Genomic DNA, 14,174 nt, shown 5'->3' on the forward strand with positions numbered 1-14,174 from the left:
ACCCGGTCCAGCACCATGGTTGCCGGCGCGCCGGCCATGCGGCTTTCGGCAAAGGTCACGCGCTGTTGCCAGCCTTCGGTGCCGGCCGGCGTCAGGCCGAGCGCTGCAAAATGCCCGGCGACATAGCGCGCGGCGATTTCGTGCCCCCGGCTGCCCAGCCCGCGCCCCTCAAGCAGGTCATCGGCGAGGAAATCCATATGCGCCTTGAAACTGCGCGCCAGCGGATCGGGCTGCGCGGCCGGGGCTGCGGCAACAAGTGGCAGGGCAAGGATGATGGCGTGCAATCTGTTCATTTGCCGTAGCTAACAGCCGCGTTAAGGATGGGCAATTGCCTTCATCCGGAGATGTCATGCGCCGTCTGTTCCCCGTTCTGCTGTTCGCCAGCGCCGCTGTGCCATATCTGCCCGCCGGGGCTGCTCCGGCGCCGGTTGCGGCCCTGGTCAGCGAAGTCAAAGTGCCGTTCGATGAATTCACGCTGCCCAACGGCCTGCGCGTCATCGTCCATACCGACCGCAAGGCACCGATCGTGGCCGTCAGCGTCTGGTATCATATCGGGTCCAAGGACGAGCCGGCCGGCAAGACCGGCTTTGCCCATCTGTTCGAAAATCTGATGTTCTATGGCAGCGAGAACGACCCCAAGGGCTTTTTGCAATCGCTCAATGACCTCGGCGCCACCGATTCCAACGGTACCACCTGGTTCGACCGCACCAATTATTTCGAAAGCGTGCCGACCGCCGCGCTCGACCGGGCGTTGTTTCTCGAAAGCGACCGCATGGGCTATCTGCTCGGCGCCGTCACGCAGGGCAAGCTCGATGCCCAGCGCGGTGTCGTCCAGAATGAAAAGCGGCAGGGCGACAACCAGCCGCTGGGCCTGACCGAATATGTCAAGCTGGCGGCGCTGTTCCCCGATGGCCACCCCTATCGCCATTCGACCATCGGTTCGATGGCCGACCTCGATGCCGCCTCGATGACCGATGTGCGCGGCTGGTTCCGCGCCAACTATGGCCCGAACAATGCCGTGCTGGTGCTGGCCGGCGATATCGATCTGGCTTCGGCAAAACGCCTGACCGCCAAGTATTTCGGTGCGATTGCGCGCGGGCCGGATGTGAAACGCTATGACGCGCCGGTGCCGCGCTGGACGCAGACGCGCCGCGAAACGCTGAACGACCAGGTGCCCACAACCAACATCAGCTATAATTGGGTGGCGCCGGGCATCAACGATGCCGCATCGCGCCAGATCGATGTGGCGTTGACCATCCTTGCCGGCGGCGCGTCGTCACGGCTGTACAATGATCTGGTGCGCGACAAGAAACTGGCCGTGTCGCTGTCGGGCGGCAACCAGGTGTTCGAAAAAGTCTCGATGCCCAGCATCGACGTGACGCTGGCTCCCGGCGCCGATCCCAAGGCCGTCGAGGCCCGAATTGACGCCGCGATTGCCGAATTCGTCGCAAACGGCCCCACCGCCGACGAAGTCAGCCGTGTCGCCACCCGCGCCGTGGCCGGCACCATCCGCGGGCTGGAATCGGTTGGCGGGTTCGGCGGCAAGGCGGTCACCCTGGCCGAAGGCGCCGTGTACAGCGGCAACCCCGGCGCGTTCCGCACGATGCTTGGTGATTACGCGAACGCGACGCCCGCCAGCGTGCAGGCAGCAGCGCGCGAATGGCTGGCGCGCGGCGACTACCGCCTGACCGTGCTGCCCGGCGCGCGTCCTCCGGCCGAAAGCAACACGCCGGCCACCAAGACGCCGCCGCCGGCACCGCCAGTAACGGTTGTGGCGCGCATGGCCGACCCCGGCCTTGGCACGCCGGCGCCGCTGGTGTTCCCGGCGGTGGAGCGCGCCACGCTCTCCAACGGCATCGCCGTCGAGCTGGTGCAGCGCCGCGACCTGCCGCTGGTGCGACTGTCAATGGCGTTCGATGCCGGTTACGGCGCCGATGACCGCCAGTTGCTGGGCATCCAGGGCCTGACGCTGGGCCTGCTGGATGAAGGGGCCGATGGTTTGACCGGGCCGCAGATTGCCGAAGCGCGTGAACGGCTGGGCGCCGGTATCGGCGGCGGCGCCAGTTTCGATGTCACGCGGCTGACGCTCGATGCGCTGAAACCCAATCTTGATGCCAGTGTCGCGCTGTATGCCGGCATCGTGCAGCGGCCGGACTTTCCGGTCGCCGAACTGGAACGGGTGCGCGGCCAGATCCTCACCGGCATCAAGCAGGAAGAATCCAACCCGCAGGCCATCGCGCGGCGACTGTTGGGACCGGAGCTCTATGGTCCCGCCCACCCCTATGGCGTGCCCGGCACCGGCACTGGCACCACCGCCGGGGTGACGGCGGTGACGCGCGGTGACATCATCGCCTGGCACAAGCGCTGGCTGCGCCCCGACACGGCGCGCATGTTCGTGGTTGGCGATGTCACCATGGCCGAACTGAAGCCGATGCTCGAAAAGCATTTCGGCGGCTGGCGTTCCGATGCGGCGGTCCCGCGCGGCACCAAGACCTTTGTCGCCGTGCCGGCGCCCCGCCCGCGCATCATCCTGGTCGACCGGCCCGGCAGCCCGCAAAGCGTCATTCGCGGCGGGCTGGTGCTGCCGCTGTTGGGCAAGGACGACCCGCAGGCGCTGCGCCAGGCCAATTACGCGCTGGGCGGCGACACGGCCTCGCGGCTCAGCATGAACCTGCGCGAGACGAAAAACTGGTCTTACGGCGCCTATTCGTCATTGGGTGATCAGATCGACCGCATCAGCTGGGTGGTGCAGGCGCCGGTGCAGTCCGACAAGACCGGCGCATCGCTCAAGGAACTGATCGCCGAGATCAAGGCCGTCGGCACGACACGCCCCATCGACACCAAGGAGCGCGACACCGCCATCAACGGCGCCATCCTGACGTTGCCAGGCGATTTCGAAACCGGCGGCGCCATGCTCGGCGCCATCGAGCGCAACGCGCTGCTGGGGCGCGGCGATGATTATTATGCCAAGCTGGTGCCGCGCCTGCGCAGCCTCACGCCGGCGGCGCTCAACAAGGAAACCGGGCTGCTCGATGCCGGCGCCATGACTTGGGTTGTGGTTGGCGACCGCAAGACCGTCGAGCCGCAGTTGAAAGACCTTGGCCTGCCCATCGAAGTGCGCTGAATGATGGGTCTCAGGCGGGCGCGGCAGCCCGCCTGAGACCCATGGCGCGCAGGAAAATCGCCAGCGCCGCCAGCACGAAAACCACCGACAGCAGGAACGGTGCACCGGGAAACCAGATCGCTGCCGAGGGACCCGAAAACCACGCAAAGGTGCCGGTCATCAATGGCGGGCCGACAATTGCCGACAGGCTCTGGATCGATGCCACGGCGCCTTGCAACTCGCCCTGTTCGCCCGCGCCGACCTCTGCCGACATCAAGCCCTGAAGGCTGGGAAACACGAGGCCTTGCAGCGCCGAAACCGCAATGCCGGCGTAGATCATCCAGCCGGCAGTGGCGAAACCATAGATGCTGTATCCGACGACGGCCGAGGCGACGCCGGCCAATATGACGTTGGTCTGGCCATAACGCGGGATCAATCGCCGGCCCAGGAAGCCCTGCACGATGGCGCCCGTTACGCCCACCGCCGCCAGGCTCCAGCCGACTTCTCCGGCGTTCCAGCCAAAGCGTTCCTGCCCGAAAAAACTCCAGACCGAATAGAGCGACTGGTAGGACAGGGTCCAGACGAACACTGTCGCCGCCAGCATCAGCACGCACGGGTGCGCCGATTTCAGCCGCATCAGCGCGCCGGCCGGGTTGGCGCGGCGCCAGTCGAAGGCGCGGCGACTGGCGGGCGCCAGGCTTTCGGGCAGCACGATAAGGCCATAAAGCGCGTTGGCAAACGCAAGGGCGGCCGCGAGCAGGAATGGCACGGCATTGCCCCACCCAGACACGATTCCGCCCAGTGCCGGCCCGATGATGAAACCAAAACCGAACGCCATGCCGATGACGCCGAAATTGCCGGCGCGTTGCTCGGGCGCAGAAATATCGGCGATATAGGCATAAGCGGTAGGGAAGGTGGCGCCGGTGATGCCGGCCACGACGCGGGCGACCACCAGCCACCACAGGGTCGGCGCAAAGGCCATGACCAGATAGTCCACACCAAATGCCAGCAGGCTGGCGAGCAGCACCGGCCGCCGCCCGAAGAGGTCGGACAGGCCGCCGATCACCGGCCCCATCAGGAACTGCACACCGGCATACAGAAACGCGATCCAGCCCGACACGCGCGCGGCGCCGGCAAGGTCGCTGCCGGTCAGCTTGACGATCAGCGCCGGGAACACTGGTATCACCACGCCAAAGCCGATGGCATCGATCAGCACCGTCACGAAAATGAAGGTCAGGGCGCGGCGCTGGTTGATGACTGTCATGTGCAACTCATAGCGCAGGCGCCGCGAATTGCGCCATCCGTCGTGACCGCCGGGCGGCAGGGGTTGCGTTGCCGCCGCTAAATGTGTTTGGGAGGGGCATGGGTATGCTTACGACGATTTTTACCTGGTGGAACGGTCCCGGCCTCGGCACCCGGCTGCACACGTGGCGCTTTGGCAGCGAAGTGGGCCGCGACGGAGAAGGCAACATCTATTACCGCAGCGGCGCCGGCAGCAGCGAGCGTCGCTGGGTCATCTACAACGGCACGCCCGAAGCGACGCGGATTCCGCCGGAATGGCATCTGTGGATGCACAAGACCGTCACCGAGCCGCCGACAACGGCGCCGCTCACGCCGCGCGTCTGGGAACGGCCGTGGACGCCCAACGCCACCGGCACCGACGCGGCATGGCGCCCCGCCGGCAGCCTCGCGGCTGCTGGCAAGCGCCCGGCCGCCACCGGCGATTATCGCGCCTGGACCCCGGAAGAATAGCCGGTGCGCGCGCTGTTCAAGGACAATGTCGTCGAAGCGTTGATCGGCCTTGTCGTGGTCATCGTTGCAGTGGGTTTCGTCAGCTTTGCCTGGGACCGCACCAGCGCCGGCCGTGCGGATGATGGCTATATGCTGACGGCACGCTTCAGCAATGTCGCCGGCGTGGCGGCGGGCACGGATATCCGCGTCTCGGGCATCAAGGTCGGCCAGGTCAGCGGCCAGGCGCTCGATCCGGTCAGCTATCAGGCCGTGCTGCAATTCTCGCTCGACCCTGCGCTGAAACTGCCGATCGATTCCTCGGCGGCGATCACGTCCGAAGGATTGCTTGGCGGCACCTATATCGCACTGACGCCCGGCGGCGATCCGGTGACGCTCAAGCCCGGCGAGGAAATCGCCGAAACCTCGGGAGCGACCGACCTGATGGGTCTCATCGGCAGTGTCGTCAACCGCTCCGGCGGCGATGCCCAAAGCGCCGACAAACCCGAAGCCCCGGCTCCAGCCGGGCAGAGCAAGTAACATGCGGCGCCTGCTGCTGGCATTGCTGGCAGGCCCTGCCATGGCGCAGACGGGACCAGCACCGCCCCCAGCGTCAGCAGCAACTGCGCTGACGGCAGCAACCAAGCCGCCGGCAAAACCGTCCGCACCGCTCGTGCTGACCGCCACGCCCAACGCTGAACGTGTCGTCGTCATCGGCGCGCTGAACAAGCGCAGCGGCGAGACCCGCAACTTCATCGGCAAGCCCGGCCAGCAATTCGATTTTCACGGCCTGCGCGTTACCGTGCGCAGCTGCGAGACGACCCCGCCCTGGGAACAGCAGCTGACCGGCGCCTTTCTGCAGATCGATGAACGCCGCGTCACCCGCACCGGCACCAGCGCCGCGCCGCAGCGTATCTTTTCGGGCTGGATGTTCGCGCAAAGTCCGTCGCTCAACGTGCTCGAAAGCCCGCGCTACGACATCTGGGTCAAAAGCTGCACGATGCGCTGGCCCGACAGGGGTGCGGCCACTGTTCTAGCCGGCCAGGCCGGGCCAAGGCCGCCAGCGGCTGCATCCACAGCAACAAAATCGGCTGCCACCCCGAGCGCGCCGCCCAACTGAGCCTTGTATTGCCGCGCCGGCACTTCGACTGCGCCGAACCCGGCCAGATGGCTGGTCAGGAACTGCGTGTCGAGCAGCACGAAACCGCCCACCCGCAGCCGCGCCACCAGCGCGGCCAGCGCGCATTTGGAGGCATCGCGAACCCGCGTGAACATCGATTCGCCAAAGAACGCCCCGCCCAGCCGAACGCCATATAATCCCCCGGCAAGCGCGCCGTCCGGTGTCCATGCCTCGACGCTATGGGCATGGCCTTCGCGGGCGAGCGTGCGATAGGCATCGGCAATCATCGGGTTGATCCAGGTTTCGGTGCGCCCCGGCGCCGGCTCGCCGCAAGCAGCCAGCACCGCATCAAAGGCGCGGTCGGCGGTCAACACAAAGCGTTCCTGCCTGAGCGTGCGCGCCAGGCTGCGCGGCAGATGAAAATCATCCAGCGGCAGCACACCGCGCTTTTTCGGCTCCACCCAGAACACATCGGTGCTGTCGGCACGCTCGGCCATGGGGAATATGCCGCTGGCATAGGCGCGCAGCAGCATGTCGGGATCGAGGCGATTGGCGAGCGGACGGGACATGGCTCTCAGATTTGCGCCAGTCGCGGCGCAAAAGCCAGTGGTTACGCCGCCGCCTTGGCCGCCAGCCAGCGCTCCAGCCATTTGATCGAATAGTCGCCGTTGATGAAATCCGGGTCTTCGATCAAGGCCTGATGCAGCGGGATCGTGGTCTTTGGCCCGTGCACGACAAACTCCTCAAGCGCCCGCCGCAGACGCATCATCGCATCGTTGCGGTTGGCGCCGTAGACAATCAGCTTGGCGATCAGCGAATCATAATAGGGCGGGATGCGATAGCCGTCGTAAAGGGCGCTATCGACGCGGACATGCAGGCCGCCGGGTGCATGGAAATCCGTCACGCGGCCCGGCGAGGGCGCAAACGTCACCGGGTCTTCGGCATTGATGCGGCATTCGATGGCATGGCCGGCAAAGCGGATTTCGTCCTGCGTGACCGACAAGGGCATGCCGGCGGCAACGCGGATCTGTTCGCGCACCAGATCGATGCCGGTGATGGCCTCGGTCACCGGATGTTCCACCTGCAGACGGGTGTTCATTTCGATGAAGTAGAATTTTCCGTCTTCGTACAGGAACTCCATCGTGCCGGCGCCGCGATACTTGAGCTTGGCGACCGCTTGACGGACGATCTCGCCCATTTCGGCACGCTGGTCGGCGTTGAGCGCCGTCGACGGGGCTTCTTCGAGCACCTTCTGGTGGCGGCGCTGCAAGGAACAGTCGCGTTCGCCCAGATGAATGGCGCCGCCCTTGCCGTCGCCGAACACCTGAAATTCGATGTGGCGCGGTTCGGAGAGGTATTTTTCCAGATAGACGGTGTCGTCGCCGAACGCCGCTTTGGCTTCGTTCTTGGCTTGCTGGACCAGGCCGGGCAAAGAAGCGGCATCATGGATTACCTTCATGCCGCGACCGCCGCCGCCGGATGCAGCCTTGACCAGCACTGGATAGCCGATGGCATCGGCAACCTTGATGGCTTCCTCGATCGACGTCAGCGGCCCGTCCGAACCGGGCACCAGTGGCAGGCCTAGTATCGCTGCGGTGCGCTTGGCTTCGATCTTGTCGCCCATTTTGCGGATATGCTCGGGATCGGGGCCGATCCAGACGATCTTGTGCTTCTCGACGATCTCGGCAAAGCGCGCATTCTCGCTCAGGAAGCCATAGCCGGGGTGAATGGCATCGGCCTGCGCGATTTCAGCGGCCGAAATGATTGCCGGGATATTCAGATAACTGTCGGTTGCCGACGGCGGCCCGATGCAGATCGCCTCATCGGCCAACCGCACATGCATGGCATCGGCATCGGCGGTGGAATGCACCGCCACGGTGCGGATACCCATTTCGCGGCAGGCGCGGTGGACGCGCAGCGCGATTTCGCCGCGATTGGCGATCAGGACCTTGCCGAACATTGCCACTACTCGATCACGACCAGCGGTTCGTCATATTCGACGGGTTGCTCGGACCGGATCAGCACCTTCTTGACGACGCCGGCGCGCGGCGCGGAAATCGGGTTCATCACCTTCATGGCTTCGATGATCAGCAGCGTCTCACCGGCTGCCACGGTCTGGCCTTCGGTGACATAGGGCGCTGCGCCTGGCTCCGGGCTGAGATAGGCGGTGCCGACGATCGGCGACTTGACCGTGCCGGGATGCGTCTTCCAATCATCGATGGCCGGCGCAGCGGCTGCGGCAGGCGCTGCAGCGACTGGCGCGGGCGCATAGGACGGCGCATAGGATTGTGCGACCGGCACGCCGGCGCGAACCACGCGGATGACCCGGTCGCCATCCTTGACTTCGATCTCGGTCAGCTTGCTGGCGTCCAGCAGCTCGGCGAGTTCGCGTACCAGCGCGGTGTCAACTTCGAGTCCCTTGGCGACAGCCATATGTACCCCGTTCTTGCCCAATAAGGACGCGCTCAATGCCGCAAAGCGGCGGCGGCGTCCAGCGCGAGTGTGTAGGAGCCGGCGCCAAAGCCGCAGATGCTGCCCTTCGCCACCGGCGCAATCAGGCTTTTGTGCCGAAAAGCCTCGCGCGCATGGGGGTTTGACAGATGCACCTCGATGACCGGGACGGACACCGCCTTGATGGCGTCGTGAATGGCGATCGATGTGTGGGTGTAGGCGCCGGCATTGAGGATGATCGCCAGGGCGCCCGCCGCGCCGGCCTCGTGAATCCAGTCCACCAGATGCCCCTCGTGATTCGATTGGCGCATGTCGATCTCAAGGCTCAGCGCATCCGCCTGCGCGCTCAGCGCTGCGCCGATGCTGTCCAGCGTGTCGCGGCCATAGATCTCCGGCTCGCGGGTGCCCAGCAGGTTGAGATTGGGGCCGTTGAGGATAAGGACGAGCGGTTTCATGGTCGCACCATAGCGCGGGAGTGGCGCACATGCCAAACACTTGGCATATGCACGGGCATGATCTCAGTCACCCTTAACGGCGATTCCCGCGCGCTGGCGCCGGCCACCACGATTTCGGCGCTGCTGGCCGCGCTGGAACTGGACGCGGCCATGGTGGCGGTGGAACGCAACCTTGCCATCGTGCCGCGATCGACCTTTGCCGACACGGTGCTGGCCGATGGCGACCGGCTGGAAATCGTGCATTTCGTCGGCGGAGGCCAGGATGATGATGATGCCGACGGCTGGGAAGTGGCGGGGCGCAAATTCCATTCCCGGCTGATCGTCGGCACCGGCAAGTACAAGGATTTTGCGCAGAATGCCGCCGCGCTGGTGGCATCGGGCGCCGAAATCGTCACGGTCGCCGTGCGCCGCGTGAACGTCACCGACAAGGGCCAGCCAACGCTGACCGATTTCATCGACCCGAAAGTCTATACCTATCTGCCCAATACCGCCGGCTGTTTCACCGGCGATGATGCGGTGCGTACGCTGCGGCTGGCGCGCGAGGCCGGGGGCTGGAACCTGGTCAAGCTCGAAGTGCTCGGCGAGGCGCGCACCCTGTACCCAGACATGGCCGAGACGCTGCGGGCCACCGATATACTCGTCAAGGACGGGTTCGATGTCATGGTCTATTGCGCCGACGATCCCATCGCGGCCAAAAAACTCGAAGACCTGGGCGCCTGTGCAATCATGCCGCTCGGCAGCCTGATCGGCTCGGGCCTTGGCATTCAGAACCCCGTGACATTGCGCATGATCATCGAGGGCGCGCGTGTGCCGGTGCTCGTCGATGCCGGCGTCGGCACCGCGTCGGACGCCGCCGTTGCCATGGAACTGGGCTGTGCCGGCGTACTGATGAACACCGCCATTGCCGAGGCAAGGGACCCGGTGCTGATGGCCCGCGCCATGAAGCTGGCGGTCGAAAGCGGCCGTCTAGCGTATCGCGCCGGGCGCATGCAGCGCCGCCGCTATGCCGATCCCTCCAGTCCGCTCGCGGGCCTGATCTGAACGGTCAGTTGAACCAGAACCGCACGCCGCCGCGCAATGACCAGCCGCCGACATTTTCGCCGGCCGCTGCGGCAAGCCGGGCCGAGCCGCCGAGCCGGCGTTCGAACATCACGCTGACATAGGGCGCAACCTTGCGGGTGACTTCATAACGCGCCATCACGCCGGCTTCGATGATAGAAAACCCCGATGCAATGCGCCGCTCCGGCACATCGGTCAGATACAGATCGGTTTCCAGCATCGGTTCCAGCACCAGCCGGTTGGTCATGCGGATGTCGAACGACTGGCGCAGTCGCACCAGCACATCGCCCTTGAATCCGATAAAGGCATGAAGCTGCGTTTCGAAGAAATAAGGCGCCAGGCCCTGGATACCGATGACGGCATAACCGCGCCGGTCAGGCTCGATATCATAGCGCAGCCCGCCTTGAAGGTCGAAAAACGTCGCGACATTGCGGCTGTACAGCGCCTGAAATTCAACTTGCTCAAGGCGCGGCCCGTCTGTTTCACCTTCGGTGCGCCACCAGAATTTGTTCATGTCGCTGCCGATCCAGCCTTCGGCGTCCCAGTTGACGACGCCGCTGCCATCAAAGCGCGTGTAATCGACCTCCGCCGTGGCAAAGCTGTAGGTCTGGCCGCCATGGTGTTTCGCCATGTCCGGCATTGCGGCCGTTTGCGACCATGCGGGGCTGGCCCACAGCAGCCCTGCCAACAGGACCATGCGCATCATCAATGACTGCCGTGGCCAGCCGCCGGCGCAGCGGGCGTGCCGTCAGGGGCATCGACGCTGGCGACGATGAACTTGCGCATCATGCCGCTTTCCATGTGATAAAGCAGATGGCAGTGCAGCGGCCATTCTCCGGCCTCGTTGGCGGTGACGATGATCGACTGCGTGCGGCCCGGCGCTACGGCTATGACGTTCTTTTCCGGCATTTTTTCCAACGGTTGCCCATTGTCCACCTGAAAGAACATGCCGTGCAGGTGCATGGGGTGCGCCATCATGGTTTCGTTGACAAAGGTGATGCGCACCCGTTCGTTGAACCTGACGCGCAGCGGCGGCGCATCGCCGAATTTCTGGCCATTGAGCGTCCAGATATAGCGTTCCATATTGCCCTGGATACGGATGACAAGCTCGCGCGTCGGCGGCCGCGCATCCGCGACTGGCCGCAACGCCGCCAGATCGCGCACCGACAGCACGCGCGCCCCATAAGGTGCGCCGGTCGCCCAGCCGAACACGCGTCCTGAGCCATCCGTTTCGCCCTCGGCGCCCAGCACCGGCATCGCCATCATGCTGTGACCCATTGCGGCATGGTCCATGCCGGCCATCGGATCGCTGCCGAAACCATAATCGACGCGCGGATATGGCAGGCCGGTATCGCCGCGCGCTGCCGCCGTGACCGCCGTGCCCATGCGCGGCCCGCCGGGCGCTGGCGCTGCTGGCGTGCAATGGCCCATGGCGGCATGTTCTGGCGGGCATTTGGGGTCAGCCGCAGCCGGCACGGGCGCTGCTGGCATGCAATGGCCCATGGCCGCGTGCTCTGGCGGGCATTTGGGGTCAACTACAGCCGGCGCTTGCGCAGTCGGCGTGCAATGGCCCATCGCAGCATGTTCTGGCGGGCATTTGGGATCGGCGGCCGCTGGCGCAGCGCCGGGCGCAGGCGCAGCGGCCATGGTCATGCCTGCCATGGCATGGCCCATTTCGCTGAGCATCAGCACCTGTTTGGGGCGCAGCGGCGGAGCAGTGACCGCCATGCCAGCGCGGGGGCTGAGCGCGCCAAGCACATGGGCGCGGCGGTCCAGCGTTTCGACCCATAGCGGATAGGCGCGGTCCTCGCGTGGTTCCACGATCACGTCATAGGTTTCGGCGACACCCATGCGGAATTCATCGACGGTCACCGGCTCCACCGGTCGGCCGTCGGCGGCCACGATGGTCATGGCCAGCCCCGGGATCCGCACATCCATGAACGACATCGCCGAGCCGTTGATGAAGCGCAGCCGCACGCGCTCGCCGGGCTTGAACGCCAGCCATGGCCGGCGCGCCGTCGGCTGCCCGGCCAGCAGCAGGTCATAGCCGGTCACATCGGCGATATCGGTTGCGTCCATCCGCATGTCGCCCCAGGCGCGGCGCTCGGCCAGCGTCTTGCCCATGCCGAACTTGGCGGCATCGCGCATCAGCTCGGGAAATGTCCGCTTGTTCCAGTTGTACCAGCCGGAATCAGCTTTCAGATTCTTGAGGATGCGCCCCGGCTGTTCGCGCGTCAGCTCCGAGAGCAGCACGACATGCTCGCGATCGGACACGATAGGGTCGGCGTCTTTGGGCGTGATGATCAACGCCGCATATTGGCCGGACTGTTCCTGGCCGCTGGAATGGGCATGATACCAATAGGTGCCGGACTGGCGCAGTTTGATGCGATAAACGTGCGTGGTGCCCGGTGCGATGCCGGCAAAGCCGTTGAAACCAGGCGCGCCGTCCTGTGCGCCGTCCAGCAACAGCCCGTGCCAATGGATGCTGGCAGTTTCCGCCAGCTTGTTGGTGACGCGGATCTCGGCCTGTTCGCCTTCGACAAAGCGCAGTGTCGGCCCTGGCACGGTGCCGTTCATCGTCACCACCAGATCGCGCCGGCCCGGCATGATCTCCTGCCGCTGCCGTTCGATCAGTATGTCATAGGTACGCGCCGCCGCCGGCACGGCGGCCAAGGTCAGCACCAGGGCAAGCAGACGCAGCAAGATCATGCGCGTCGCTTTACCTTGAATGCCCCGCAATCGCCAGCATGTCACAGATGCGGCAAAAGCACCCCGATGACATCGGTATAAAGCTGGCGCTTGAAGGGCACCGCCATGTCCACCAGCGTGTCGATGGCGCTCCACCGCCAGGCGCGGAATTCCTGGTGCTCGGTGGCGATATCGACATCGGCATCAGTGCCCAGAAACCGCATCGCGAACCATTTCTGGCGCTGACCGGCATAACGGCCTTTCCAGATGATGCCGACCATCTCTTCGGGCAGGTCGTAATAATGCCAATCCGGTGTTTCGCCGAGCGGTTGCACCAGATGCGCGGCGATGCCGGTTTCCTCGCCCAGTTCCCTGATGGCGGTGTCCAGCGGCTCCTCGCCGGGGTCGATGCCCCCCTGCGGCATCTGCCAGGCCTCAAGCACGGAATCCAGCCGCTGGCCGGTGAAGACCAGCCCCTGCGAATTGACCAGCAACACGCCCACGCAGGGGCGATAGGGCAGGCCGGATTTGTGGGTGCGCGGGACAGCCGTGGGGGTCATGCGACTGTCAACAACTGCTTCAGATCGGCGATGCAGGCCACAAGATCGGCCTGTGCCGATGGCAGGCCCATGCGCAGCGTTGCGCTGCCATGGATCTGGCCTTCGGCCTCGCGAAAGATCGCCCGAACGCCATGCTCGATCAGCCGTCCGGCATAGGCGCGGCCCTGGTCGCGCAGCGGATCAAGGCTGCATGTGAACACCAGCGCCGGCGGCTGGCCGGCCCGCGTTTCGGCATGCAACGGCGAGGCGCGCGGGTCGAGCCGGTTTACACCGGCGGGCAGATAATGGTCCATGAACCAGCGCATGCTGGCTGCGGTCAACAGATAGCCATCGGCGAATTCCACCATCGAGCCTTCGGCCGCGGTCATGTCCACGCCGGGATAGATCAGCCACTGTGCCGGAATGTGCAGGGTGTCGGCGCGCGCCTGGCAGATGACAGCCGCCAGATTGCCGCCGGCGCTGTCACCGGCCGGAATGATACCGCTGACCGGGTGGCCGATTTCGGCAGGCGAAGCAGCGACCCAGTCTGCCGCCGTGATGGCGTCGTCGGCAGCGGCTGGAAACACATGTTCGGGCGCCAGCCGGTAATCCACCGACACGACGGTGATGCCCGAGAGGCGTGCGATTTCGGCGCACAGCGAATCATGGGTTTCCAGATCGCCGATCACCCAGCCGCCGCCGTGCAGATAGATGATGACCGGCGCCGGCGCGTCCGACAGCGCCGCGCGGTATAGCCGGGCAGGGATGGACCCATGCGGCGCCGGAATCGACAGTTCCTTGACCTCGGCCAGTTCGCCGCGCGGGGTTTCCAGCATCGGTCCCATCGCCAGCATCATCTGGCGTCCGCCTTCGGGCGGCATTTCCGACAAGATCGGACCCGGCTGGGCGGCAAGGATGTTCAGCAGATTCTGCACATCGGGGCGGACATAGGGCATCGGGGAAAACTCCGGTAACGGGATCAAACTTGCTGATTGACCATGCAACAGGCAGCGCGATCAGAGCAACTGGCC

13 protein-coding genes and 2 pseudogenes are annotated in these 14,174 nt (G+C 65.3%); 5 read left to right on the top strand and 10 right to left on the bottom strand.

What is annotated here, in order from left to right; genetic code table 11:
* Positions 1-293: pseudogene (locus RMQ73_RS08400) on the bottom strand (peptidase M28); the annotation flags it as partial.
* Between the two features lie 56 nt (positions 294-349).
* Between RMQ73_RS08400 and RMQ73_RS08405 the strand changes: the two are divergent.
* The gene (locus RMQ73_RS08405; RefSeq protein ID WP_310497698.1) at positions 350-3,124 is read left to right on the top strand and encodes a pitrilysin family protein; all 2,775 of its coding nucleotides are present in this window, start codon (positions 350-352) and stop codon (positions 3,122-3,124) included.
* Between the two features lie 10 nt (positions 3,125-3,134).
* Here the strand turns inward: RMQ73_RS08405 and RMQ73_RS08410 are convergent, their stop codons facing one another.
* Positions 3,135-4,367 (bottom strand): TCR/Tet family MFS transporter, encoded by a 1,233-nt coding sequence (locus RMQ73_RS08410; RefSeq protein ID WP_310497699.1) that lies wholly within the window; start codon positions 4,365-4,367, stop codon positions 3,135-3,137.
* Between the two features lie 98 nt (positions 4,368-4,465).
* Here RMQ73_RS08410 and RMQ73_RS08415 point away from each other — a divergent pair, with 98 nt between their 5' ends.
* From RMQ73_RS08415 to RMQ73_RS08425, 3 genes and pseudogenes are all read left to right on the top strand, one after another.
* Positions 4,466-4,855 (top strand): NADH:ubiquinone oxidoreductase subunit NDUFA12, encoded by a 390-nt coding sequence (locus RMQ73_RS08415; RefSeq protein ID WP_310497700.1) that lies wholly within the window; start codon positions 4,466-4,468, stop codon positions 4,853-4,855.
* Between the two features lie 3 nt (positions 4,856-4,858).
* Positions 4,859-5,371, top strand: a complete 513-nt coding sequence (locus RMQ73_RS08420; RefSeq protein ID WP_310497701.1) for an outer membrane lipid asymmetry maintenance protein MlaD — start codon at positions 4,859-4,861, stop codon at positions 5,369-5,371.
* A gap of 40 nt (positions 5,372-5,411) precedes the next feature.
* Positions 5,412-5,768, top strand: a pseudogene (locus RMQ73_RS08425) (DUF2155 domain-containing protein); the annotation flags it as partial.
* A 35-nt stretch (positions 5,769-5,803) separates the two neighbouring features.
* On the opposite strand, the gene aat reads toward RMQ73_RS08425, so the two are convergent.
* Genes aat through aroQ form a run of 4 tightly spaced genes read right to left on the bottom strand, consistent with a single transcriptional unit; the run spans position 5,804 to position 8,857 of the window.
* Positions 5,804-6,520 carry a leucyl/phenylalanyl-tRNA--protein transferase gene (gene aat / locus RMQ73_RS08430; protein WP_310497702.1) on the bottom strand — a complete coding sequence of 239 codons (717 nt, stop codon included), beginning with the start codon at positions 6,518-6,520 and terminating at the stop codon, positions 5,804-5,806.
* 41 nt (positions 6,521-6,561) lie between these two features.
* Positions 6,562-7,911, bottom strand: coding sequence for an acetyl-CoA carboxylase biotin carboxylase subunit (gene accC / locus RMQ73_RS08435; protein WP_310497703.1), 1,350 nt, complete (start codon positions 7,909-7,911; stop codon positions 6,562-6,564).
* Positions 7,912-7,916: 5 nt separating this feature from the next.
* Positions 7,917-8,384: an acetyl-CoA carboxylase biotin carboxyl carrier protein gene (gene accB, locus RMQ73_RS08440; RefSeq protein WP_310497704.1), complete on the bottom strand. Its 468-nt coding sequence runs from the start codon at positions 8,382-8,384 to the stop codon at positions 7,917-7,919.
* A 32-nt stretch (positions 8,385-8,416) separates the two neighbouring features.
* Positions 8,417-8,857, bottom strand: coding sequence for a type II 3-dehydroquinate dehydratase (gene aroQ, locus RMQ73_RS08445; protein WP_310497705.1), 441 nt, complete (start codon positions 8,855-8,857; stop codon positions 8,417-8,419).
* A 57-nt stretch (positions 8,858-8,914) separates the two neighbouring features.
* Between aroQ and thiS the strand changes: the two genes are divergently transcribed.
* The gene (thiS, locus tag RMQ73_RS08450) at positions 8,915-9,898 is read left to right on the top strand and encodes a sulfur carrier protein ThiS (protein WP_310497706.1); all 984 of its coding nucleotides are present in this window, start codon (positions 8,915-8,917) and stop codon (positions 9,896-9,898) included.
* Positions 9,899-9,902: 4 nt separating this feature from the next.
* Here thiS and RMQ73_RS08455 read toward each other — a convergent pair whose 3' ends face one another.
* The 4 genes from RMQ73_RS08455 to RMQ73_RS08470 are packed head-to-tail and all read right to left on the bottom strand — an operon-like array spanning position 9,903 to position 14,099.
* Entirely contained in the window at positions 9,903-10,622 is a 720-nt protein-coding gene (locus RMQ73_RS08455; protein WP_310497707.1) for a copper resistance protein B, read from the bottom strand.
* Entirely contained in the window at positions 10,622-12,625 is a 2,004-nt protein-coding gene (locus tag RMQ73_RS08460) for a multicopper oxidase domain-containing protein (protein ID WP_310497708.1), read from the bottom strand. Before RMQ73_RS08460 ends, RMQ73_RS08455 begins: the two co-directional genes overlap by 1 nt.
* 41 nt (positions 12,626-12,666) lie before the next feature.
* Positions 12,667-13,164 carry an RNA pyrophosphohydrolase gene (locus tag RMQ73_RS08465; RefSeq protein ID WP_310497709.1) on the bottom strand — a complete coding sequence of 166 codons (498 nt, stop codon included), beginning with the start codon at positions 13,162-13,164 and terminating at the stop codon, positions 12,667-12,669.
* Positions 13,161-14,099, bottom strand: a complete 939-nt coding sequence (locus tag RMQ73_RS08470; RefSeq protein WP_310497710.1) for an alpha/beta hydrolase — start codon at positions 14,097-14,099, stop codon at positions 13,161-13,163. The genes RMQ73_RS08465 and RMQ73_RS08470 overlap by 4 nt, the downstream gene beginning before the upstream one ends.
* Positions 14,100-14,174 lie beyond the last annotated feature (75 nt).

The sequence above is a fragment of the Sandarakinorhabdus sp. genome, assembly GCF_031430775.1.
In the GTDB taxonomy this organism is placed as follows: Bacteria; Pseudomonadota; Alphaproteobacteria; order Sphingomonadales; family Sphingomonadaceae; genus Sandarakinorhabdus.

Excerpts from the sequence above, each read along its gene's own strand:
- accC (WP_310497703.1), bottom strand. The coding sequence starts at position 7,911 with ATGTTCGGCAAGGTCCTGATCGCCAATCGCGGCGAAATCGCGCTGCGC.
- accB (WP_310497704.1), bottom strand. The coding sequence starts at position 8,384 with ATGGCTGTCGCCAAGGGACTCGAAGTTGACACCGCGCTGGTACGCGAA.
- RMQ73_RS08415 (WP_310497700.1), top strand. The coding sequence starts at position 4,466 with ATGGGTATGCTTACGACGATTTTTACCTGGTGGAACGGTCCCGGCCTC.
- thiS (WP_310497706.1), top strand. The coding sequence starts at position 8,915 with ATGATCTCAGTCACCCTTAACGGCGATTCCCGCGCGCTGGCGCCGGCC.
- RMQ73_RS08405 (WP_310497698.1), top strand. The coding sequence starts at position 350 with ATGCGCCGTCTGTTCCCCGTTCTGCTGTTCGCCAGCGCCGCTGTGCCA.
- aat (WP_310497702.1), bottom strand. The coding sequence starts at position 6,520 with ATGTCCCGTCCGCTCGCCAATCGCCTCGATCCCGACATGCTGCTGCGC.
- RMQ73_RS08455 (WP_310497707.1), bottom strand. The coding sequence starts at position 10,622 with ATGATGCGCATGGTCCTGTTGGCAGGGCTGCTGTGGGCCAGCCCCGCA.
- RMQ73_RS08470 (WP_310497710.1), bottom strand. The coding sequence starts at position 14,099 with ATGCCCTATGTCCGCCCCGATGTGCAGAATCTGCTGAACATCCTTGCC.
- RMQ73_RS08465 (WP_310497709.1), bottom strand. The coding sequence starts at position 13,164 with ATGACCCCCACGGCTGTCCCGCGCACCCACAAATCCGGCCTGCCCTAT.
- aroQ (WP_310497705.1), bottom strand. The coding sequence starts at position 8,857 with ATGAAACCGCTCGTCCTTATCCTCAACGGCCCCAATCTCAACCTGCTG.
- RMQ73_RS08410 (WP_310497699.1), bottom strand. The coding sequence starts at position 4,367 with ATGACAGTCATCAACCAGCGCCGCGCCCTGACCTTCATTTTCGTGACG.
- RMQ73_RS08460 (WP_310497708.1), bottom strand. The coding sequence starts at position 12,625 with ATGATCTTGCTGCGTCTGCTTGCCCTGGTGCTGACCTTGGCCGCCGTG.